At 73.5% G+C, this 21,803-nt stretch carries 15 protein-coding genes and 2 tRNA genes; 3 read left to right on the forward strand and 14 right to left on the reverse strand.

Going from position 1 to position 21,803, the window contains the following annotated elements:
- Positions 1–2: 2 nt before the first annotated feature.
- Complete coding sequence (locus WMF14_RS39875; protein WP_272102706.1) at positions 3–875, reverse strand: tetratricopeptide repeat protein; 873 nt, start codon at positions 873–875, stop codon at positions 3–5.
- 117 nt (positions 876–992) lie between these two features.
- Here WMF14_RS39875 and WMF14_RS39880 point away from each other — a divergent pair, with 117 nt between their 5' ends.
- The gene (locus WMF14_RS39880; protein ID WP_437795099.1) at positions 993–3,107 is read left to right on the forward strand and encodes a peptidoglycan DD-metalloendopeptidase family protein; all 2,115 of its coding nucleotides are present in this window, start codon (positions 993–995) and stop codon (positions 3,105–3,107) included.
- A 220-nt stretch (positions 3,108–3,327) separates the two neighbouring features.
- Here the strand turns inward: WMF14_RS39880 and rpsI are convergent, their stop codons facing one another.
- The 7 genes from rpsI to WMF14_RS39915 form a co-directional block, all read right to left on the reverse strand.
- Positions 3,328–3,720: a 30S ribosomal protein S9 gene (rpsI, locus tag WMF14_RS39885; RefSeq protein ID WP_272102704.1), complete on the reverse strand. Its 393-nt coding sequence runs from the start codon at positions 3,718–3,720 to the stop codon at positions 3,328–3,330.
- A gap of 8 nt (positions 3,721–3,728) precedes the next feature.
- Positions 3,729–4,178 carry a 50S ribosomal protein L13 gene (gene rplM, locus WMF14_RS39890; protein ID WP_272102702.1) on the reverse strand — a complete coding sequence of 150 codons (450 nt, stop codon included), beginning with the start codon at positions 4,176–4,178 and terminating at the stop codon, positions 3,729–3,731.
- A gap of 556 nt (positions 4,179–4,734) precedes the next feature.
- Positions 4,735–4,819, reverse strand: a tRNA-Ser gene (locus WMF14_RS39895).
- A gap of 105 nt (positions 4,820–4,924) precedes the next feature.
- Positions 4,925–5,011 (reverse strand) — tRNA-Ser (locus tag WMF14_RS39900).
- Positions 5,012–5,202: 191 nt separating this feature from the next.
- On the reverse strand, positions 5,203–6,963 hold the full coding sequence (locus tag WMF14_RS39905; RefSeq protein ID WP_437795101.1) for a sensor histidine kinase: 1,761 nt from the start codon (positions 6,961–6,963) through the stop codon (positions 5,203–5,205).
- A gap of 165 nt (positions 6,964–7,128) precedes the next feature.
- Positions 7,129–8,964, reverse strand: coding sequence for a glutamine--fructose-6-phosphate transaminase (isomerizing) (gene glmS / locus WMF14_RS39910; RefSeq protein WP_272102699.1), 1,836 nt, complete (start codon positions 8,962–8,964; stop codon positions 7,129–7,131).
- A 58-nt stretch (positions 8,965–9,022) separates the two neighbouring features.
- On the reverse strand, positions 9,023–10,375 hold the full coding sequence (locus tag WMF14_RS39915; RefSeq protein ID WP_272102698.1) for an MFS transporter: 1,353 nt from the start codon (positions 10,373–10,375) through the stop codon (positions 9,023–9,025).
- A 155-nt stretch (positions 10,376–10,530) separates the two neighbouring features.
- Between WMF14_RS39915 and nhaA the strand changes: the two genes are divergently transcribed.
- Positions 10,531–11,937 (forward strand): Na+/H+ antiporter NhaA, encoded by a 1,407-nt coding sequence (gene nhaA / locus WMF14_RS39920; RefSeq protein ID WP_437795103.1) that lies wholly within the window; start codon positions 10,531–10,533, stop codon positions 11,935–11,937.
- Positions 11,938–12,052: 115 nt separating this feature from the next.
- Here the strand turns inward: nhaA and WMF14_RS39925 are convergent, their stop codons facing one another.
- The 4 genes from WMF14_RS39925 to WMF14_RS39940 form a co-directional block, all read right to left on the reverse strand.
- The gene (locus WMF14_RS39925; RefSeq protein WP_437325211.1) at positions 12,053–12,475 is read right to left on the reverse strand and encodes an RNA recognition motif domain-containing protein; all 423 of its coding nucleotides are present in this window, start codon (positions 12,473–12,475) and stop codon (positions 12,053–12,055) included.
- Positions 12,476–12,811: 336 nt separating this feature from the next.
- Positions 12,812–14,173: a hypothetical protein gene (locus WMF14_RS39930; RefSeq protein ID WP_437795106.1), complete on the reverse strand. Its 1,362-nt coding sequence runs from the start codon at positions 14,171–14,173 to the stop codon at positions 12,812–12,814.
- The gene (locus WMF14_RS39935) at positions 14,170–15,576 is read right to left on the reverse strand and encodes a hypothetical protein (RefSeq protein WP_437795108.1); all 1,407 of its coding nucleotides are present in this window, start codon (positions 15,574–15,576) and stop codon (positions 14,170–14,172) included. Before WMF14_RS39935 ends, WMF14_RS39930 begins: the two co-directional genes overlap by 4 nt.
- Before the next feature lies 1 nt (position 15,577).
- Complete coding sequence (locus WMF14_RS39940) at positions 15,578–18,037, reverse strand: MMPL family transporter (RefSeq protein WP_437795110.1); 2,460 nt, start codon at positions 18,035–18,037, stop codon at positions 15,578–15,580.
- Positions 18,038–18,168: 131 nt separating this feature from the next.
- Here WMF14_RS39940 and WMF14_RS39945 point away from each other — a divergent pair, with 131 nt between their 5' ends.
- Positions 18,169–18,780: a peptide deformylase gene (locus WMF14_RS39945; protein WP_272102692.1), complete on the forward strand. Its 612-nt coding sequence runs from the start codon at positions 18,169–18,171 to the stop codon at positions 18,778–18,780.
- Positions 18,781–18,831: 51 nt separating this feature from the next.
- On the opposite strand, the gene WMF14_RS39950 is transcribed toward WMF14_RS39945, so the two are convergent.
- Both WMF14_RS39950 and WMF14_RS39955 read right to left on the reverse strand, forming a co-directional pair.
- Complete coding sequence (locus WMF14_RS39950; protein WP_437795113.1) at positions 18,832–20,292, reverse strand: UDP-N-acetylmuramoyl-tripeptide--D-alanyl-D-alanine ligase; 1,461 nt, start codon at positions 20,290–20,292, stop codon at positions 18,832–18,834.
- An 83-nt stretch (positions 20,293–20,375) separates the two neighbouring features.
- Positions 20,376–21,665, reverse strand: coding sequence for a hypothetical protein (locus WMF14_RS39955; protein ID WP_437795115.1), 1,290 nt, complete (start codon positions 21,663–21,665; stop codon positions 20,376–20,378).
- Positions 21,666–21,803: the final 138 nt, after the last annotated feature.

Raw genomic sequence — 21,803 nt, forward strand, 5'->3', positions numbered from 1 at the left:
GTTCAGGGTTTGCCTTCCCGTGCAGCACGATCCGTCTCACCCGCTGCATCGGCCGTCGTCTTGGAGAGGATGTCGCTCACGGTCGTGGGTGTCGCCTCGTCGAGCGCATCCCACGTGCCACCCGCCGCGGCGGCCGGCGCCGGATCGCCTGACTCAGCGGCCGCAGTGCGCCCGCTCCGCTGCGCCTCCAGCGTGCGGAGGTACATCTTCGCCGTCCTGTTGTCGGGATCGATCGCGAGCGCCTCGCGCCACTCGGCGCTCGCCTGATCGGGCGCGCCGAGGGAGAGCAGCGCGACCCCGAGCAGCACGCGCGCTGGGGCGTACTTCGGGTTCGCGTCGCGCGCGGCGGCGTAATGCTCGCGAGCGAGCTCCAGATTCCCGGCGTCGCGGTACATCGTCCCGAGGCGCAGCTGAAGATCCACGAACGTCGGACACAGCGCCACGGCCCGCGTGAGCTCGGCGATCGCTTCCTGCGCGCAACCGACGTCGGCATAGGCCTGCGCGAGATCGGCGTGCATGTTGGCGATCTTGCCGCGCGCGAACGGGTCGAGGATGCCGCCTTCCCCCTCGCCGCGGCGGATGCGAGAGTAGACCTGCCGCGCGGCCTCGTATTTGCCGAGGTCGTTGTAGGTGACGGCGAGGTTCAGCAGCGCTTCCGTGTAGTGCTCGTTGAGCTGCACCGCGCGCTCGAAGTGGGCCTCGGCCGCGAGGAAATCACCGCGTTCGTGGAGGATGACGCCGAGCATGTTGTAGACGTCCGCGAAGCGGTCGGTCTTCTCGATGATCTGTCGCAGGGCGTGCTCGGCGAGATCGTACTCGCGCCGCTCGTAGTGCTCCCTGCCGAGAACCAGAAGCTGCTTCAGCCGGTCGTCCATCAGGCCCGTCAGCTTACGCGACCGGCGTACAATGGGATCCGCCTTCCGCGCAACCCTTGCGTCGGCGAGGGAGCCCCGCGGTTGCAACCCCGTCGATGCCTTGGTACGCACGTCGGCGTGCCGAGTGCAGTACCCCAGAACCCGCTCGAGGCCTCCGGAGCGCCGGACGCCGAGGACCGCGCCAGGGAGCGGAGCGGAGAGGCCGGCAGCGCGGCGGAGCCCGCCGCCGCTGTCCCGCAGGACGCGCCGCGCGCGGAGCCCGGCGCCGCCGTCCCGCAGGACGCGCCGCCCGGCGCCGCCGTCCCGCAGGACGCGCCGCGCGCGGAGATCGTGCGCATCGGCGCGGCCGAGGACGTCGCGGACGACGCGCTCGACCTCCCGGGCAGACCAGCCACGCCGCCGCTGACCGCTCCGCTGCAGGGCAGCCGGCGGGGCGAGGGCGCGCCGGCCGCTCCCTGGTCGCGCGGCAACGATCCGCGCGCGCGCGCGGCATCGACGTGGCCGCAGCTCCCTCCTCCTTCTTCTCGCGGGCGCTCATCGGCGCCCTGGTCGCGCGGCAGCGATCCGCGCGTGCAGCCCCTGCGGACGCCGTCGCTCATGGACGGCGGACCCCACGCCGGCCCCGGTTCGACGGACGGCCCGCGGCTCCCACCCGGCCTCGGCCGGCCCCCTCCAGGACCGCACCTGTCGCCGCGCATGACCGCGGTCTTCGGCGGTATTTTCGGCCTCGCGACGCTCACCTCGCTCATCGCGCTGCTGATCCAGGGCGTCCCGGTGCGCGACGAGCGCGCGCTGGTCGCGGCGAGCCCGGCGACCTCGGCAGCAGGTACGGATGAGGCCGCCAAGCCTTCCTCCATGTCCGAGGTGAAGACCAAGCAGCGCACGCCGTTGCCCGGCCCGTGGCGGATCTCCGAGCTCGGGAAGGATCCTTCCGTGCTCCTGGTAAGCGACGTGATGGACCGCAGGTCGTTCATCGCGGCCCTCGACGAGAAGGGCGTACCGAAGGCGCAGATCTACCGGATCATGAAGGCCTTCGACGGGCTGCGGAAGTTCGACAAGTGCGGCCGCAAGGACCGGTTCACGGTCGCGATGGATCGCTCCACGCGCCGCGTCCGCGCCTTCGAGTACGAGGTCTCGGCGAGCGAGATCTACCAGGCGAGGGACGACGCGGCCGGGCGGCTCGCGGGCGCCGCGCTCGACATGAAGATCGCCGAGGAGGAGGTCGTCGCCTCCTTCTACGTGGGGAAGGATCTCGCCAACGCGATCCGGGCAGGGGGCCTGGAGCCCGGCGTGCTCGACGTGATCGACGACGCGCTGAACGGGCGCCTCTCGACGGAGAGCTTCGAGGAGGGGGGCACGGTCCGGCTGATCGCCATCGAGGAGACGGCGCTCGGGATGTTCTCCCGGTACAAGAAGGTCATCGCGCTCGAGTACCGGCCCCCGGATCCCGCGGAGAAGCCGGTGCGCATCTACGATTTCAAGGGGCAGGAGGCTCGCGGCACGTTCGATGAGCGCGGCCGGCAGCCGCACGCCGGCGGCTGGCGCGCGCCGGTCCCGGGCGCCCCCGTGACGTCGAAGTTCAACCCGCAGCGAATGCACCCGGTGCTGAAGAAGAGGATGCCCCACAACGGGACGGACTTCGGCGCGCCGATGGGAACGCCGGTGTACTCGGCGTATCGCGGCACGGTCGACTGGGTCGGTCCGGCGGGTCCGAGCGGCAACCTCGTCACGGTGACGCACGCGAACGGGGTCACCACCGGCTATGCGCACCTGTCGAGGTATGCCCCCGGCATCAAGGCCGGCATGAAGGTGGGTACCCACCAGCTCGTCGGCTACGTCGGGTCGACGGGCCGCTCGACGGGCCCTCACCTTCACTTCAGCGCGAAGAGGGACGGCAAGTACTTCGATGCCGAGTCGCTCCAGCTCGACGGAGAGCGCGTGATGCCCGGCGTCGATCGCGCGGCGTTCGCCGCGACGAAGGAAGCGCTCGACAAGCGGCTCGACGCCATTCCGCTGCCCGAGCCGCCGCCCGAACCGGTGAAGCTCGAAGCGGCAGAGCCTCCCTCGCCGCCGCCCGCGGCCACCAGCAGCGAGCCGGCGGCCGCCGCGGCACCGGATGTCGGGCCGAGTGGACCGACCGAGCAAGAAGCGCGGCCGCCGGAAGGCGCCGGGGACGACGAGGGCGAGCTCATCGAAGGCGCCGATCTCAAGAGCCCGCCGGAAGCGATGTGACGCCGAGCGGGCCGAGAGGTCCGCTCGAGGAGACCAGAGAACACCGAGCGGGCCGAGAGGTCCGCTCGATGAGAGAGATGCCGAGGGGCCAGCCGTCCCATCGTCGGCGCCTTCGCGGCATCCGACAGACAAAACGCACCGAGGACGCGGAGGGGTGAACCCTCGCGTCCTCGATGTCCTTGCCATGGCATCCGCCTCGATGGGCGGCGGCCCAGGCCTGTTAACGCTTCGAGTACTGGAAGCGCTTGCGGGCGCCGGGCTGGCCGTACTTCTTGCGCTCCTTCTTGCGCGCGTCGCGCGTGAGGAAGCCCGCGCGCTTGAGCGACGACCTGCGCTCCGGATCGAGCTCGCAGAGGGCGCGCGCGATGCCGTGCCGCATCGCCTCGGCCTGCGCGCTGTGGCCGCCGCCGACCACGGTCGCGTTCACATCGAACTGATCGAGCAGCTCGAGCAACTCGAGCGATTGACGCATCACCATGCGCGAGGTCTCGCGGACGAAGTAATCGTCAGCGGGCCTCTGGTTCACCTTGATGTTGCCGGTGCCCGGCGAGAGGAAGACCCGCGCAACGGCGGTCTTACGCTTACCAGTGGCGTACGTTCTCGTTTCCGTCATGGCTTTGCTCAGCTGTAGCTAAGGGGCTGCGGCTTCTGCGCCGCGTGGGGGTGATCGGGACCGGCGTAGACCTTGAGCTTGGTGAGGAGCTCGCGCCCGAGCACGTTCTTCGGGAGCATGCCCTTCACGGCCTTCTGGATGGGGAGCTCCGGCTTGCGCTCGAGCAGGTGACCGTACGACTCGGAGCGGAAGCCGCCCGGCTCGCCGCTGTGCCGCACGTAGTTCTTCTGCTGGAGCTTGCGGCCCGTCAGAAGGATCTTCTTGGCGTTCACGACGATCACGAAGTCGCCGGTGTCGACGTGCGGCGTGAACGTGGGCTTGTTCTTGCCGCGGAGCACCGTGGCGATGCGGCTGGCAAGGCGGCCGAGGGGCTTGCCTTCCGCGTCGATCACCCACCACGTACGCTCGTTGCGGGCCTCCGCAGGCTTGGCGGAAAAGGACTTGGGCTGAGGATTCATTGGGCGAAAAACTCCGGAAGGGCGCCTGCCAAAAAGGGGCGCCACTTCTACAAGGCGGCCCTTCGCCTGTCAAGCGTCAGGCTTCTGGGGCAGCATCGTCATCGTCCAGCAGGGGTTGGTCAAGCGGGTCCGTCAAGAAGTCGTCGTCGTCCCGTCGTCGTCGTCCCCGTCGTCTCTTCCGTCCCGCCTAGCATCGCTGGTTGTCTCGGGCTCCCAGATTTCTCTCATTTTGCCCGCCCATCCAGATCACCAGGGCATTGAACAGACAGAGCCCCCTCGCATCGATGCATCTCCCTGCTCGGTGCAGCTCAGTCGCCCCGCACAGAGCCTCGCCTCAGCGGCATCGACGGCGACCGACCCCGGAGCCCCCTCGGGCGCCGCGTCAGGCCACACTTTACAGAAAACCCGACTTCAGCTCGACGAGCGGGCACGGCGGTCGAGCGACCGACCGCTCGGTCTCATCGCTCATCGTTCACGTCACATCGCTCGCCGACGTCCTGCTGGCTCGCTTGAAGGAGCTCATCACGCCAGGGAATCGATCGACGGTTCAGCTCAGCGGAGAGGGCGGGATTCGAACCCGCGGTACGTTGCCGTACACACGATTTCCAGTCGTGCACCTTCGACCACTCGGTCACCTCTCCCGATACAACTTCAACGCGCCCCGCTTCTGCCCGACCGGCGCCGCTCGCGAGAGAGCGGGCGGTCAGAGCCCACCTGTTTCAACGGGGGCAAGCAGCCAAGCGTAGCGGAGAGAGCGGGATTCGAACCCGCGGTACCCTTGCGGGTACACCTGATTTCGAATCAGGCACCTTCGGCCTCTCGGTCACCTCTCCGCCGGCGAACATGGCAAAGCGGGGCCGGCTGGTCAAGCATCTCCTGACAACCGACCGGTCCGAGGTGCGCTTTCAGCTCCGAGGCCCCTCGCCAGCAGCCCGGCGCGCGCTCCCGGGGCAGGAGATCGTCGTCCAGCGTGCGGCTCTCAGGCGCTGCAGGATCCGCGCGCAGCGCAGGGACGGGCGCGGCCCTACCCCGCCCCGCGCGGCGCCTGCCCGCCGCGAGCGGCTGGCCGCGCCGGCGCGGCGCCCTCGGACGCAGGCGCGCGATCGCCTTCGGAGAAGGCCGCGGCCCCGAGCGCGGCGCGCGCCGCCGGCGTGCCTGCGCGCGGGAGCCGGATGATGAAACGCGCACCTCCGAGCGGGGACTCGAGCACGTCGATGGTGCCGCCGTGATCGACCACGATCTTCTTCACGATGCTCAGGCCGAGCCCCGTGCCGTCGTACCTCGTCGTGACGTACGGATCGAACACCGAGTCCCGCACGGCGGGATCGATGCCCGGGCCGTCGTCGTCGATCGCGATGAGGTGGCTCTGCCCCTCGCTCCGCGCCGAGACGCGAACCCTGCCCCACGCACCGGCGCCCGGGCGCTCTCGGGCTGCTCCGCCGGGCATCGCCCGCTGCGCGTCGCGCAGCGCCTGCGCCGCGTTGCGCACGATGTTGCCGAGGGCGCGCCGGAGCATCTCGCGATCGAGCGCGGCCGGCATCAGGACATCCGGCACGTCGAACTCGAGATCGACGCGCCCGAGCAGCACCTCGTCCGAGGCGTGCTCGCGCCCCGCCTCCTCGACCGCGGCGAAGCGCTCGCCCTGCTCGCGCAGGAACTCCGCGAGATCCGAGGGTTCGAGCTCTGCCCGCGGGAGCCGCGCGAAATTGGAGAACTCGCCGACGAGGCGGCGCAGGGTGCCGACCTCCTCCTCGACGACCTCCAGCGTCGTCTGGAGCAAGCGCTGGTACCTCGGATCGCTGCCCGCATAGCGGCGGTGGCACTCCTCGACGGCGAGCTGGATCGGGGTCAGCGGGTTCTTGATCTCGTGCGCGAGGTGCCGGGCCATCTTCTGCCACTCGCCCATGCGCTTGAGAAACTCGATCCGCGCGCGGCTGCCCTCGAGCTCCTCGAGCATGCGATCGAAGGCGCGGCCGAGATCGGCGACCTCGTCGTCGCCCTGCAGCCCCACGCGCACCGAGAGGTCGCCCTCCGCGACGGGCCGGGTCGCCGCGGCGAGCCGCGCGATGCGGTCGACCACGGGGCGCGCCACGAGCACACCCGCGAGGATCGCGAGGAGGATCGTCGCGCCGAGCAGGGCGGCGAAGGCGTCGCCGTAGCTCTCGTCGAGGTACTCCTTCCGGTGCTCCCGCTCGAGGGCGTGGTACGCCTGCGCGAACGCCTGCGCCGCGTCGAGCTCGTCGAAGCGCGCGCTCGGCGCGGCGAACGTCGCGACGAGGGTCCGCTCGTCGCCGTCGCAGTCGCCGTCGTCGGGCGCGGGATCGCCGGGCTCCGCGGCGTGGCCGGGCGCGCGCGCGATGGCCTTCCGGACCGTGAGCGTCTTCTCGTGCGCCGGATCCACCGGGCGGCCGCGCTCGCGCGCTCCGACGAGATCGCCGCCGCAGCGCTCGACGCGGAGCGAGACCAGCGCGGGGTGAGCCGCGATGATGCGCGTGAGCTCGCCATCGAGGCGCTGCGCGTCGCCCCTGAAGGCGCTCTCGCGCAGCGGGTCCGCCGCGACGATCGCGTCGGCCTCGGAGCGCATGCCCTGCTTGATGGCGGCGGCCAGCTCGGCGTACACGCCGAGCGCCCTGTCCAGGTGGACGCCGAACTCCGGCTGGAACGCCGTCGCCGACACCCGCGCGATCACCGTCCTGGCGACCACGATGCTGGCGACGAGCGGGATCAGGGCGGTCACGAGGATGGCCGCGACGACCCGCCGCTCCGTCCTGCCGGGGATGCGCATGCGCGCAGCATAACCGCGGCCCCGCGCAGGCGCGGCGCGGGAGCGCCGGCGCTGAAGCCCGCGCTGAAGAAAGAGGGGCGCGCCCTGCAGAGGAGCGCTGCGCGCGTCGCACAGGAGGCCGCTCGCCGCGGCGGGGATGCCCCGCCGCGAGAGCGGCGTTGCTCGTTACTCGACGGTGACCGTCTTCGCGAGGTTGCGCGGCTGATCGACGTCGTTGCCCTTCAGGTTGGCGACGTAATAGGCGATGAGCTGGAGCGGGAGCACGGTAAGGAGCGGCCCGACCTCGTCCGGCACCTTGGGGATCCAGACGTGGTGCTGAGCGATCTCGAGGATCGACTCGTCGCCCTTCGTGGCGATCGCGACGACCTGCCCCTCGCGCGCCCGGACCTCCTGCAGGTTGGAGAACGTCTTGTCGTAGTGCGCGTCGCGCGGGCAGACGACGATCACGGGGAGCGCCTCGTCGATGAGGGCGATCGGCCCGTGCTTCATCTCGCCGGCCGCGTAGCCCTCGGCGTGCGCGTACGAGATCTCCTTGAGCTTGAGCGCGCCCTCGAGCGCGATGGGGAAGCCGAGGCCGCGCCCGAGGAACAGGACGTCCTTCGCGTGGACGAGGCGCTTCGCGATCGCGTGCACGTAGTCGGCGTCGCCGAGCACCTCGCGCATGTGGCTCGGGATCTCCCAGAGGGCCTGGAGGATCTCGCGCCCGCGCTCCGCCGACAGCGAGTCGCGGCGGCGGCCGAGATAGACGGCGAGCAGGAGCAGCGCGGCGAGCTGCGTGGTGAACGCCTTGGTCGAGGCGACGCCGATCTCGGGGCCCGCGTGCGTGTAGAGCGCGCCGTCGGAGAGGCGCGGGATCGCGCTGTCGAGCACGTTGCAGAGCGCCAGCACCTTGGCGCCCTGCGCCTTCGCCGCCTTGAGCGCCGCGATCGTGTCGGCGGTCTCGCCCGACTGGCTGATGGCGATCACGAGATCGTCGGGGAAGAAGATCGGCTCGCGGTAGCGGACCTCGCTCGCGAGCTCGACGACCGTGGGGACCCTGGCGAGCTGCTCGATCCAGTAGCGCCCGGCGATGCCGGCGTGGTGGCTCGTGCCGCACGCGACGATGTAGACGCGGCGCAGCTCCCTCGCGAACTCGGGCGTGACCCCCATCTCGGTCGCGTGCACGTCGCCCGCGGCGAGATCGATCCTGCCGCGCAGCGTGGCCTCGACGACGTCGGGCTGCTCGTGGATCTCCTTCAGCATGAAGTGCTTGTAGCCGCCGCGCTCCGCCTGGACGGGGCTCCAGTCGATGCGCTTCACGCGCCGCTCGACCTTCTCGCCCCCGGCCACGGTCTCGATGCGGACGCCGCTCGCGCGCAGCTCGACGATGTCGCCGTCCTCGAGGAAGATCATGTCCCGGGTGTGCGCGAGCAGCGCCGGGATGTCGCTGCCGCACAGCATCTCGTCCTCGCCAGCGCCGACGACGAGCGGCGAGCCGTACCGGGCGGCGACGATGACGTCGGGCTCATCGCGCGAGAGGACCGCGATGGCGTAGGCGCCGTGGACCTGCCGGAGCGCGCCGCGCACGGCCTCGAAGAGCGACTTCGCGCCCTTCTGGAGCTCGCGGTGGACGAGGTGAGCGACGATCTCGGTGTCCGTGTCGGAGAGGAACTTGACCCCCTGGCTCTCCAGCTGCTGCCGGACGGCCACGTGGTTCTCGATGATGCCGTTGTGCACGACGGCGACCGGGCCCGCGGAGTGCGGGTGCGCGTTCACCTCGCTCGGGCGGCCGTGCGTCGCCCACCGCGTGTGGCCGATGCCGGTCGTACCGTCGAGGGTCCGCTTCTCGAGCGCCTCGCTGAGCTTGATCAGCTTGCCGAGCGTCCGGACGATCTCGATGCCCTTACCGTCATGAATGGCGATGCCGGCCGAGTCGTAGCCTCGATACTCCAGCTTCCGCAGCCCTTCGACGATGATCGGCGCCGCCTTTTTTGACCCAACGTATCCGACGATCCCGCACATGCTCGCCTCGTTCAGGTAGTGCCCGCGCGCGCCTACGCGTGCGGCGGAAAATGGAACGTTACTCCTGGCACCGGGAGCTGACAGAGAAAATCGAGCCCCCTGACGGTGAACGCCGCGTCGGTCGCGTTGGGCGCGTTGATCGCGCGAAGGTCACAGCCAGGACGAACGCTATCAACGCCGTGATCGAGGCGACCCCAAAAGTGAGGGTGCCGCCCCCGTGCTTGTAGAGCTCCCCCCAGACGAGCATCCCGACGACGGATCCAGCGCCAGCGCTGGCAGTAAAGAGCCCCTGCGCCGTGGCGAGGATCTGAGGCGGGGAGCGATCCCGCGTGTAGGCGAGCGACGCGACCCACATCATGCCGAACGAGACCGCGTGGAGCGGCTGGATGGCCAGCAGGGCGGGCCAGAAGCGCACATACGAGAGCAGCGCCCAGCGGAGCGAGGCGCCCGCGAAGGCGAACGCGAGCACCGTGGGCGGAGCGAACCGCTTGAGCAGGGGGCCGGAGAACGCCATGAGCGCGATCTCGCCGGCGACGCCGACGGCCCACGCGACCCCCACGAGCGACTCGGGGAAACCGATGTCGCGCAGGTGCAGCGTGTAACAGAGATCGTACGAAGAGGTGGCGCTCTGAGCCAGGAACGACGCCGCGAGGAACAGGCGGAAATCGTGGCTCTGGAGGAGGGCACGGGCGCGCTGCCGCACGGAGCCTTCGGCGGCCGGAGAGCGCGCAGCGCCGGCAGCGCCTTCGCCTTCGGCGGCCGGAGAGCGCGCAGCGCCGGCGGCGTCGGCCGCTCCGTCGCGCAGCGCGGACCGACGGAAGGGCGCCTCGCCGCGCGCCGGAAGGGCCCACGAGATGGCGAACGCGATCAGCAGGGAGGCAGCGATCGTGCTGGGAAACGCGGCCGGCCGCGCCGGATCGACGAGGGCTCCGCTGGCGATCGCCATCAGCGCGAAGCTGATCGAGCCCCAGAGCCTGAGCCTGCCGTAAGCGATGCCGGAGCTCGCCGACGCCTCCACCGCGACGACGTCGGCCATCATGAACATCGGCGATCGAAAGAACGCGAACGCGAGCGCCGCGACGAAGAGGCCGCCGAAGCCGAGCGACACGCCGAGCGCCGACGACAGCGCGAGCAGCGCGAACACGACGAAGGCGCCGGCGCAGGCTGCCCTGAGCAGCCACACCCGCACGCCGAGCGCGTCGGCGATCAAGCCGAACACCGGCGGCGCGACGAGGCCCATCGCCGGGAGCGTCGCCGCGATCGCCCCCATCGCGAGACCGCGGATCCCGCGCGCCTCCAGCCAGCTCGGGAACAGCGGCAGGTACACGCCGAGGACGGCGAAGATACCGAAGTAGTAAAGCGAGATCGCCCGCGGCGACGGCCTGTGCTCTGAAGGGATGGGAGGTGGCATCGGCTGTGAGCGGCCCGCCCCGAGCGCGAGGGGCGGGCAGCGTGCCGCTCTCTGACGCCCGCCAGGCAAAGGAGCAAGCTCCGCGCTCTGGAAGCGCGGAGCAGCCTTCATTGCCGCTTCTCGATCGCCGTGGGGCGCCCTACCGTACGCGCGGGATGGGCACCTCGGACCTCCGCAACGCGCCGCCCGGAACCTGGCTGCCCGCGCGCCGCCTGGCGCTCTGGATCTTCCAGCCCCTCGAGCGGTTCCTCCACGTCCAGGCGGCGAGCGGCATCGTCCTGCTCATCGCCACCGCGGTGGCCCTCGCGTGGGCGAACTCTCCCTGGGCTGCTTCGTACGAGCGCCTCTGGCGCACGCCGATGAGGCTCGGCCTCGGCTCCTACCTCGTCGAGCACGATCTCCATTTCTGGATCAACGACGGGCTGATGACGATCTTCTTCTTCGTCGTCGGGCTCGAGATCCGGCGCGAGATCCATCAGGGCGAGCTCTCCGTCCTGAAGCGGGCGGTGCTGCCCGTCGCGGCCGCGCTCGGGGGCATGCTCTTCCCGGCGCTCATCTACCTCGCGCTGAACCCGAGCCCGCCGGAGCGCAGCGGGTGGGGCGTGCCGATGGCGACGGACATCGCGTTCGCGGTCGGCGCGCTGGCGCTGCTCGGCAACCGCGTCCCGGCTGCGCTGCGCGTGCTGCTCCTCGCGCTCGCGATCATCGATGACATCGGCGCGATCCTCGTCATCGCCGTCTTCTATTCGTCGAGCATCTCGGTCGCGGGGTTCGGGCTCGTGGCCCTGGGCATCGCGGGCGTGCTCGCGCTTCAGCGCTTCGGCGTCCGCTCGCCGGCGGTCTACGTCGCGCCCGGCGTCGTTACCTGGGCCGGCCTGCTGAGCGCCGGCGTGCACCCCACGATCGCGGGGGTCCTGCTCGGCCTGCTCACGCCGGTGCATCCCTGGTTCGGCGAGGAGGGCTTCCTCGCCGAGGCCCGCAGGGCGCTGCAGGACTTCCAGGAGCGCGCGACCGGCGGGCATGACGCTCGCGAGCTCACCGGGCCGCTCGCGCAGCTCGCGCAGGCGCGGCGCGAGGCGCTGCCGCCCGTCGTGAGCCTGGAGGCCGCGCTGCATCCGTGGGTCGCCTACGGGATCATGCCGCTCTTCGCGTTCGCCAACGCGGGCGTGAGCCTCGGCGACGTGCACCTCGGCGCGGCGGGCTCGACGCGGCTGCTGCTCGGGGTCGTGCTCGGCCTGACGATGGGCAAGCCGCTCGGGATCATGGTCGCGTGCTTCCTGTCGGTGAAGCTCGGCCTCGCCGCCCTCCCGCGCGGCGTCCTCTGGCGAGGCGTGCTCGTCGTCGGCTGCGTCGCGGGCATCGGCTTCACGATGGCGATCTTCGTCGCGGGGCTCGCGTTCGGAACGGGGCAAAGGCTCGGGGTCGCGAAGCTCGCCGTCCTGCTCGGGTCGCTGTTCTCGGCCCTGGTCGCGATGGCCGTCGGCAAGCTCGTGCTCCGCCCCGCGCAGGCAGGCCAGATCGCCGCGACGGCCGATGAGGCGGAGGCATCGACGGAGTACTGAGCGACCGGGACCTCGGAGCGCGAGGCGGCGGTCGCCGCCAAGGGGCAACGCACAAACGAGAACAGCGGCGCCTCTGGGGAGAGGCGCCGCCGCTGAAACGTCGGCCTATCTCGGCTTAGTACCGATCGCCGCCGCGGCCGCCGCGACCACCGCGGCCGCCACCACCGCCGCCGCCGTAACCGCCGCCGCCACCGCCACGACCGCCGCGGCCACCACCGCCGCCGCCGCCGCCGTAGCCGCCGCCGCCACCGCCGCCGTAGCCGCCGCCGCCACCACCGCCACCACGCTGGACCCGCTCCTCCGCCTCGTTCACGCGAAGCGGACGGCCGTCCATCATGGCGCCGTTCATGTTCTCGATCGCCTGCTGGGCCTGCTCAGGCGTGCCCATCGTGACGAACCCGAAGCCGCGTGACTGGCCACTCTCGCGGTCGGTCACGATGTGCACATCCGTCACCTCGCCGCTCTGAGCGAACGCGGCCTGCACGGAGGCCTTGGTGGCGGAGAAGGGGAGATTACCAACGTAGAGGCGAGTACCCATGACACTGATTCACTTCACGGCTCTGCGAGATGCGTCAGCTTCGGTGCCGAACAGTGCCCTGCCGCCCCGATGGAGCCGTGGGGGATCGAGGGGGGGCGGCGCTGGGGAGGAGCCCCCGATGCGCCACACGTTGCGTCGTCCAGTCCGCGATCAATCCGCGATCCCCGAGAAGAGAAGCGTCGTGTCGAGTGCCAGTGACGTTCGTGACCAGCCGATAGTAACCAAATGTCCCCACCGCGCAAGCGCTCCAAGCGGCCCCCATCGTCGCGAGGCTCCCCCGGACGTCCCGAACAGCTGCCGCGCGGTCGCGCTCGCTTCCACGCGGGTAGGCACACATCAGCGCCTCGCAGGGCGGCGGAAGGTGGCGCCGAGATCCCAGCCCTCTCCGCCGGCGGCGCGCGCGAGCGCGATGTCCGGCAGCACGCCGCCCGCGATCCGGACCTCGGCGATCACGCCGAGGCGCAGCGTCGCGGTGAGCGAGCGCGGGGCGGCGCCGGGCGCGAGGCGGGGCGGGTGACGGGCAAGATCGAGGGCGCGGCTGCGATCGTCGGCGGTCGCGAGGGCGAGCAGCGCGCCGAGGGGCCCCGGGCCGAGCGGGCGCACCAGCTCGATCGCGAGCGTCGCCTTCCCGCGGGCGCGGCGGCGCCCGAGCTCCGCCCGCGCCACCGGCTCCGCGGTGACCTCGTGCCCTGGCCGCGAGAGGATCGGCGCGACCGCCTCGGCGACCTCGACGAGGTGAGCGGCAGACTCGTCCACGAGCAGCGGCGCCGGGGGCCCTCCCCATCCGGGATCGCCGTGCGCCCTCGGGAGGCCGACGAGGCCGAGGTGCGCCAGGCGCTCGGGCGGCAGCGCGTCGACCAGCCGCTGCGCGACGCCAGGCTGACCGAAGAGCCCGGCGTCGGGGCCCGTCGTGAGCACGATCCACCCGGCGACGCCCAGATCGAAGCGGACGGCGCCGCGGCGGTTCGTGTGGAGGCCGGCGCCGAGCCAGCCGAGGTCGTCGCGCTCGGTCTCGAACGCGCGCAGCGAGGTCGTCAGGTCCTCGGAGCGGATCACCTCGATCGCGTCGAGGAAGGCAGCGCCGCGCGCGGCGACGTCGTTGCGCGTCAGCGTGATCTGCCCCGGGCCGACGTCGGCCCGGAACGCGCCGGTGCCATCCGGCGCCGCGGGGTCGAAGGCGCGCGGCAGGAGCGCGACCATCGGCGACGCGAGCGCGCGGGCGACGCGGGCGGGATCCGCGCGCGGGAACACCGCGGCGAGCGGATCCCTCGGGTGCCGCTCGGGCCTCGGGATGTCGGCGAGCGCCGCGGCGGCGCCGCGAGCGCGGGCGCGCTCGACGGAGCTCACGACGTCGCGGCCGTCGAGCTTGAGCAGGCGCGCGGTGCGCAACCCCTCGCGCAGGCGCACGACCGCGCCGTCCCCTTCGCGGGACGGCAGCGCGGACGCGAGCGTCGGGTACGGGTTCCCGGACGCGTCGAGCCCGTAGAGGCTGTCGGCGATCGCCGGCGCGAACAGCGCCGCGGCGGGATCGCTCAGGTCGTGCGGATCGAGCGAGCTCGTCGGCCACGGGAGGTGCATCGAGAGGCGGCCGCCGAGCGGGATGCGCCCCATCGCACGCGCGCCCTCCGGGAGGACGGCCGCGCCGAGCAGCGCGCCGGCGCCGCCGAGGAAGGCGCGGCGCAGGAGCGATCGGCTCACCGCACCACCCAGATCTCGTCCGCCGTCGCGACGGCGAACGGGGCGCGCCCGGCCCCGTCGGGCGGACAGACCGCGAGGGCGCGCACCCCCGCCGGCGCCGGCAAGCGCAGGATCTCCTCGGGCGCCGCGCGGGCCGGGCCGCCTTCCCGGCGCCGCCACGACCAGACCACGACGGCGTCCTCTAGCGGATCGAGGACGTCGAGGCTTGCGAGCAGCTCGGGCTCTCCATCCTGATCGAGATCGCCGATCGCGAGCTGCGCCCCGGCGCTACCCACGACCTTGCGACGGCCCGCGCTGTCCCGGAGCTCGACCGCGCCGCGCTCGCGCGTCGCCCAGACCGCGAAGGGCTCGCCCTGCGCGGACAGGAGCTGCGCCGACGCGAGCGCGTCGTACCGGCCGGAGAGCGTCGCGGTCGCCGGCGGGGGATCGGCCGGGGCGCACGGCCCGAGCGGGCCCGTGAGGAGCGGCCCCCACGTCGTCGTGCAGGCCGAGCCGCCCGCGTCCGGGATCGCCAGCCCCGGGAGCTCGGCGAGCGCCTTCAGCTCGCCGTCGAAACGGACGCTGCGCGCGCGATCGGTGAGCCCGATGTCGGCGAACGGAGGCAGGAGCTCGCCGTCCCTCGCGCGCTCGACGAGCGTGGCGAACGCGAGCGGCTCGCGGAGCGGCGCCGGGTGCACGGCGACCACGTCCGGCCACGGGCGCGACGCGAGCGGCACGACCCGGCCGCCGCGGAGGCGGAGCGTCGTCACGCGCCGGCGGCTCACGCTCAGGAGCTCGAGCGCCCCGTCGGCGTCGAGATCGCCGCACGCGAGCGCGACCACGTCGCCCTCGAAGTTCTTCGCGCGGTCGACCCTGGCGGCGACGAGCGGGATCGGCGCGAGGAAGCTGCGGATCTCCGCGTCGAGGGGCGCCTCGGCGTAGGCGTGGGCGATCGGCCCCGGCTCCGGATCGCGGATGCGCGCCCAGACGGTGCGCGGCACCGGGTACACGTCCGCGGTGACGCGCAGCTTTCCCGCCGCGATCTCGACGATGAGGTGGACGAGCGCCGCGTCGTCGCGCGCCGCCTCGCGCGCGAGCGGCAGCGGGATCGGATCCTTCTGCGCGCGCACGCCGGCGCCGAGCTTGCCGGCGACCTGGGCGGCGAGCGTGGCCACGAGCTGGGCGCCGCGCGGCGCCGGCGCGTCGGAGACCAGCGGCGCGGCGGCCACGAGCGCGCGGCCGTCCACGGCGCCGAGCGAGCGCACGAGCGCGTCGACGGCGCGCGCCACGGCCGAGCGCGGCGGCCTCGGCGCCGGCGCGGCAGGAGGCGGCGCAGCGGGCGGAGGAGACGGCTGCGCGGCAGCGGGACGCGCGAGCGCGAGGAGAGCGACAAGGAGGAGGCCCCGGGGCGACAACGGCGACATGTTACGCGCGTCCGTGGGCCCGGGGCCAGAGCCGCAGCCCCGCCGGCACCACGAGGAGCGCGACCACGAGGCCGACCGCGCTGCCCAGCGCGCCGACCCGGCCCAGGTCGCGGAGGCCGTCGAAGCCGCAGAACGCGAGCGCGGAGAAGCCCGCGGCCGTGGTCAGCGCCGTGGCGGCGATCGCCGGCCCCTCGCGGCGCAGCATCTCGCGGATCACGGCGTCGCCGCCGCCCGCCGCCTCGATCTCGCGGGCGCGGTGGAGCAGGAACATCCCCTCGTCCACCGTGATCCCGAGCAGCACCGGGATGACGAGCGCGTCGTACGCGTGCAGGGGGATGCCGAGCACCCGGATCAGCAGGAGGACGAGGGAGATCTCCGAGGCGACGACGAGCGCGGCCAGCGCGATGTCGCGCGCGCTGCGGAGGGAAGCCGAGAGCGCCAGCAGCACGAGCGCGCCCGCGACGAGCGCGATCCGCGGCATGTCGTGCGCGAGCGTCTCGCGCAGCGACGCCTCGAGCCGGCTGTAGCCGGTGAGCATGGCGCGCGGGTCCTCCTCGCGGAGCGCGCGCTCGATCCGCTCGACCGAGCCGGTCTCGCGGGGCCTCACGTACAGCGCGACGAGCGCCTCTCCCCCGTCCGCCCCGAGGTAGCGCGAGAGCAGGATCGACGCGGGGCCGCGCTCGAGATCGGAGAGCGCCACCTCCTGCCGGGGCGGCGCGCGCATCCCGTCGAGCACCGACGAGAAGCGCTCGGGCGCGAAGCCCGTGTCGCGGAGCGCGCGCTCGAGCTCGTCGGCCTTGGCGGGCAGATCGAGCGCGTCGCGCGCGGCGAAGCGCTCGGCCTGCGTCGGGGCGGCGGGGGCGAGCGCGGTGAGCGCGTCGACGGCCTCCACGTCGTCCTTCATCGAGGCGAGGCGCTCCGCGATCCGGTCGCCCCGCGCGCGGGCGCGCTCCTGGTCGCCGTCCGCGACGAGCACCACCCACTGCCCCCGCCGTCCGCCGAACGCCTCGAAGATCTCCTGCTGTACCTTGAGCGGCTCGAGCTCGGCTGGCCGGATCGCGACGATGGCCTCCGCGAGCGGCGGGGAGGCGCCGAGGGCGACGGCCGCGATGGGGAGCGCCGCGAGCCCCGCGAGCGCGAGCGCGCGGCCCCGGGTACGGGTGAGCCGGTAGAGGAAGTCGGGCCAGCGCGCCGGCGCCTCGATCGGCGGGGTCCCCCGCTCGAGCCACGCGCCCACGGCCGGCGTCACGAGCACGATGGCGATCGCCGTCAGGACCTCGCCCGCGGCGCACAGGAGCCCGAGCTGCCGGAGCGCGTTGATGTCCGACAGCGCGAGGGCCCCGAACGCCGCCCCCGCCGTGACGGCGGCGATGAGCACGGCGCGGGAGGTCCGCGCCCTCGCTGCGCGCCCGGCCGCCTCGGGATCGAGGCCCTCGCGCCGCGCCTCGAGCAGCGCGGCGTAGACGTGGACGCCGGTGTCGACGCCGACGCCGACGACCACCGACATGAAGGCGACGGCGATCGCGCTGAGCCCGCCCGGGAGCGCCGTGGCGAGCCCCGCGGTCCAGAGGGTCCCGAGCACGAGCGGCGGCATCACCGCGGCCAGGGCGCGCAGGCGGCGGAAGAGCAGCGCGAAGACGACGGAGGCGAGCAGCATCGAGAGCGACCCCGAGATCGCGAGATCGCGCGTGAGCATCGCCTCGGTCGCCGCGGCGATGGCGTGCCCGCCGGTGAGCCCGAGCGTGAGCCCCGGGTGCGCCGCGCGCACAGGACCGAGGACGGCGTTCGCGTCCGCGACGAACGCCCGCGCGTCGGCGCCGCGGAGCGCCTGCCCCGCCGGCTGCACCAAGACGAGGTGCACCTTGCCGTTGTCCGAAGCGAAGGCGCCGTCCGCCTGCGTGCGCACCCCGGATCCGATGTCCGCGGACTCGAAGACGAGCTGCGAGAGGCGCAGCGGGTCGGCCGCGATCGTCTCGGCCGCGGCGCCGCCGCCCGGCGCGAGCAGCATGGCGCGCGTCTCGGCAAGGCGCTCCCGCATCCCCTCGGGCGAGAGCGCGGCGGCGAGGCGCTCTCGCACGCGCGCGTCCGCGTGCCGGAACGCGACCCACGGATCGAGCGAGCGCGAGACGTCGATCCGATCGGCGGCGCGCTGCACGGTCGGGCGCGCCGCGAGGGCCCGCGCGATCTCCGCGGCCACGGCCGCGTTCTCGTCGGGGTCGTCGCCCTTGACCATCACGACGCCGAGGTCGCCGCCCCCGAACCCGCGCACGTACCGGCGCAGCGCCGCGGCGTCCCCGCGCTCCGGCAGGAGCGAGGCGACGTTCGGCTCGAGCTGTAGCCGCAGCGTCACGGCGGCGAAGGCGGCGAGCGTCAGCGCCGCGAGGGCGACGACGACGACGAGGCGGAGCGGCCGGCGGCGGGCGTCCGCGCGAGCCGGAGGAGGCGAAGGGGGTGCTGCCATGGAAACCCGGAGCCGAGCCCGGCGCCGCTCCTCTACCCTCACGCTCGCCTCGCCGCGAGGCCTCACACACGGACCATGCTCTCGAGCTCACAACGCTTGCGCTCGCGAGGGCGCCGATTCATCCCGGCAGCATGGAGCTCCCCCCGATCGTCCTCGCAGGCAGAGCCGTCCTGCGGAAGCCCGCCGCGCCCGTCCCGCCCGAAGAGATCGGGACGAAGCGGCTCAAGCACCTCGTGTCGACGATGGTCTCCGTCATGCGCAAGGCGCCCGGCGTGGGGCTGGCGGCGCCGCAGATCGGCGTCGGCCAGCAGGTGATCGTGCTCGAAGACAGCGAGGAGCTCATGGCCCGCCTCACGCCGGGCCAGCGCGCCGAGCGCGGGCGCGTGCCCTTCCCGCTCAGGGTCGTCATCAACCCGACGCTGAGGGTCCTCGCGCCGTCGCTCCCGGACGCGGCAGGCGCGGGGCGGGCGACGTTCTTCGAGGGCTGCCTGAGCGTCCCGGGTTACATGGCGCTGGTCGAGCGAGATCTGTCGGTCGAGGTGAGCGGCGTGGACGAGGACGGCAAGGAGGTCCGGTGGGAAGCGACGGGCTGGCCCGCGCGGATCCTCCAGCACGAGGTCGATCACCTCCGCGGCACGCTGTACGTCGATCGCATGGTCACGCGCTCCTTCTGCAGCAACGAGGAGGCGAAGCTCCTGCTCAGCCTGTCCGTCGCCGAGGCGCGGGCCGCGCTCGACGCGTGACCGCGGTCCGGCGCGCCGGGAGGCGAGCGCGCTCGACCGGCGGACGCGCGCTCACGGCGAGGGTGATGAGCCGGCGCTGGCGACGAGGGCTTCCACGATCCGCTCCATCCTGATCCCGCGCGAGCCCTTCACGAGCACCAGATCGCCGCGCTCGACGATCTCCTGCGCTCGGGCCGCGGCGGCGTCCGCGTCGCCGGCGAACCACGCCCGCACGCCGGCAGCCTCGGCGGCGCGCGCGATCCGCGCCGCCTCGCCACCGACGGCGATCAGCGCGGCGGGGCGGACGGCGCCGACCTGCTCGCCGAGCGCGTCGTGCTCCGCCGCCGCGAGCGCGCCGAGCTCGCGCATCTCGCCGAGCAGCAGGACCAGCCGCTTCCCGAGCGCCTCGGCCACCTCGACGGCCGTCCTGAGGGACGATCGCATCGACAGCGGGTTGGCGTTGTAGGTGTCGTCGATGACGACGGTCCCGTCCCGCAGCTCGCGGACGGACAGCCGCCCGTCCCCTGGCGGCGCGAGCCCTGCGGCGGCGCGGGTCGCCCGCTCGGTCGAGAGCGGCTCGCCGACCGCCTCTTCCACGACGGCGACGGCCGCAGCCGCCGCCAGCGCCCCCGCCTCGCCGAGCAGCGGGACGACGAGCTCCAGCGCCTCGCCTCCCCGCTCGATCCTCACCGAGGTGCCGCGCACCCCGACCGGCCGCCTCCCCGCGATCCGGATTCGCGCGCGCTCCCCGAAGCCGTAGGTGATCCGCCGCGCGGCGCCGGCGCGCTCGAGCTGCTCGACCACCTTCGCGTCGTCGCCGTTGCCGAGGGCCACGCCCTCGGCCGGCAAGGCGGCCAGCAGATCCCCTTCCTCGGCGGCGACGTCTTCCAGCGTGCCGAGCCCCTCGGTGTGCTCGACGCCGATGGACGTCAGCACGGCAAGGTCCGGCCCCGCGATCCGCGCGAGGGCCGCGACCTCGCCGCGCTGGTTCGTGCCGATCTCGACGACCGCGAAGCGATGGCGGTCCTCGAGCCCGAGCAGCGTCATCGGCAGCCCGATGGCGTTGTTCAGGTTGCCCGCTGTCGCGTGCACCTCGCCGCGGCCCACCCCCGCGAGCAGCGCCGCGATGGTCCGCGTCGTCGTCGTCTTGCCGGCCGAGCCGCCGATCCCGACGATCGCCCGCGGCCCGTCGGCGTGGGCGCCCCTCCGCCATCGCTCGCGGTGCGCTCTGGCCAGCGCCCCGAGCGCCGCGAGGCCGTCGTCCACGAGCACCGCGCCTCCTCCGGGCGGCAGGGCCACCTCGCGGGAGACGATGAACGCGGCCGCCCCGCGCTGCGCGGCGGCGTCGAGGAACCTGTGGCCATCGAAGCTCTCGCCGGTGAGCGCGACGAACGCCGCTCCGGGCGCGATCGTCCGGCTGTCGGTCGAGATGCCCCGCGCGTCCGGCCCGCTCCTCAGCACGCGCCCGCCGGTCGCGCGCGCCAGCTCGTCGAGGGAGAAGGGGGCAAGGTTGTGCGGGATCGGCGTCGCCATCGCGGGCGATCACCAGCACGGAACAGGGCGCGGGGCCAACGAATCGCCTGCGGCGCGCCCCGTCTGTGCGGCGTCGCGCCGCCTCAGCGCCGGGTCTTTTCCTTGTCGACCTCGTCGTAGATGTCGTCGCCCTTCGGCCGCGGGCGCGCGGCCGGGCGGGGCGCGGCGGGCGCGCTGGGGGCCGCTGTCACGCTCACGGTGGGCCCTGGCGACGCCTCGGTGGCCGTGGGCGGCGGCTCCTTGTAGTCGATCGCGATCGGTCCTCCGCCGCGCATGCTCTGCCACAGCGTGATCCCGACGAGCGCCAGCAAGGCCACCGCCAGGATCACGCTGAGCACGATGATGAGCGTCCTGCCCCCTTCCCGCCGCCGCGGCGTGACGGCGGCGGGTGGCTTCTGCGGTTCCGGGCGCTCCTGCACGAAGGTCGACGGGAGCGCCGGCATCTCGAGGCGCGCCGACGTGGTGGCCCACGGGCTCTCGGCCGGCGGCATGGCCGCGCCGTCCCACCCGCCTGCCGCCGGCGGCGCGCCGTGCGCCGCCGCGCCGTCCCACCCGCCGGCCCCCTGGGGCGCGCCGTGCGCCGCCGCGCCGGGAGCTGCGCTCATCGCCGACGCTGGCGCAGCGGCCGATGGCGGCCCGCCCTGAGCCGACATCCCCGCGTGCAGCGAGGGCAGCGGCGTGCGCGCGGCCTCCGGCGTAGCGGGCGCGGCGGCACCGAAGCCAGGGCCCGCGAACCCGGGCGGCGCTGCCGGCGCAGGCGGCTGGCCGGCGTGCGGCGAGGGCATCGGCGCGCGTGCGGCCTCTGGCGCGGCGGGCGCGGCGGCACCGAAGCCAGGGCTCGCGAACCCGGGCGGCGCTGCCGGCGCAGGCGGCTGCGCCCCGCTCGCGCCCATCCGGTCCGTGATCGGCGCCGGCTGGAAGGCCGGCTGGCTCGGAGGCACCGGATCCGACTGCGGCGGCGCCGAGATGAACGGGAGCGCGTTCGGAGAAAAGACGCCGCTGGCCGAGAGCACGTCCTGCTGCGAGACGAGCCCGGGCGGAAGGGTCCCTCCGCGCGCCGAGACGCTCGCGGTGGGCGGCTGGGTGTACCCGGCGGGAGCTGGCCCCGAGAACGCGGGCGCCGACAATGCCGGCCCCGAATACGCGGGCGCCGACGGCATCGGCCTCGAGAACGCGGGCGGGCTCTGTTGCTGTAGATGAGGGCTCAGCGCGTACTGCGCGGCGAGCGGGCGCAGGGCGCCGGGCGCCATCAGCGGCGGCACGGGCAGCGGCCGGAAAGGGCTCCCCGAGCCGTGCGCCGACGGGAGCGGCCGGCCTGGCTGCGCCGTCCTCTCACTCTCGGGGGCTCCCCATGGAACGTGTTTGTCGGTCATCCGCGCGCCTCGGAGGGACCGCCCACGCGACCCCTCCGCCTCACACTGAAGCGGAACAGCGCTCTCAATCTACCCCCAAGTCTCGGCGTGCGGCCATTCTTCTGACGCGTCGCCCCGTCCCCGCGAGGCGCTGCCGCT

Source organism: Sorangium sp. So ce693 (assembly GCF_051521375.1).
Classification (GTDB): Bacteria; Myxococcota_A; Polyangia; order Polyangiales; family Polyangiaceae; genus Sorangium; species Sorangium atrum.

Coding starts and splice junctions, on each gene's coding strand:
- WMF14_RS39875 (WP_272102706.1), bottom strand. CDS start 875: ATGGACGACCGGCTGAAGCAGCTTCTGGTTCTCGGCAGGGAGCACTAC.
- rpsI (WP_272102704.1), bottom strand. CDS start 3,720: ATGACGGAAACGAGAACGTACGCCACTGGTAAGCGTAAGACCGCCGTT.
- rplM (WP_272102702.1), bottom strand. CDS start 4,178: ATGAATCCTCAGCCCAAGTCCTTTTCCGCCAAGCCTGCGGAGGCCCGC.
- WMF14_RS39905 (WP_437795101.1), bottom strand. CDS start 6,963: ATGCGCATCCCCGGCAGGACGGAGCGGCGGGTCGTCGCGGCCATCCTC.
- glmS (WP_272102699.1), bottom strand. CDS start 8,964: ATGTGCGGGATCGTCGGATACGTTGGGTCAAAAAAGGCGGCGCCGATC.
- WMF14_RS39915 (WP_272102698.1), bottom strand. CDS start 10,375: ATGCCACCTCCCATCCCTTCAGAGCACAGGCCGTCGCCGCGGGCGATC.
- nhaA (WP_437795103.1), top strand. CDS start 10,531: ATGGGCACCTCGGACCTCCGCAACGCGCCGCCCGGAACCTGGCTGCCC.
- WMF14_RS39925 (WP_437325211.1), bottom strand. CDS start 12,475: ATGGGTACTCGCCTCTACGTTGGTAATCTCCCCTTCTCCGCCACCAAG.
- WMF14_RS39935 (WP_437795108.1), bottom strand. CDS start 15,576: ATGTCGCCGTTGTCGCCCCGGGGCCTCCTCCTTGTCGCTCTCCTCGCG.
- WMF14_RS39940 (WP_437795110.1), bottom strand. CDS start 18,037: ATGGCAGCACCCCCTTCGCCTCCTCCGGCTCGCGCGGACGCCCGCCGC.
- WMF14_RS39945 (WP_272102692.1), top strand. CDS start 18,169: ATGGAGCTCCCCCCGATCGTCCTCGCAGGCAGAGCCGTCCTGCGGAAG.
- WMF14_RS39950 (WP_437795113.1), bottom strand. CDS start 20,292: ATGGCGACGCCGATCCCGCACAACCTTGCCCCCTTCTCCCTCGACGAG.
- WMF14_RS39955 (WP_437795115.1), bottom strand. CDS start 21,665: ATGACCGACAAACACGTTCCATGGGGAGCCCCCGAGAGTGAGAGGACG.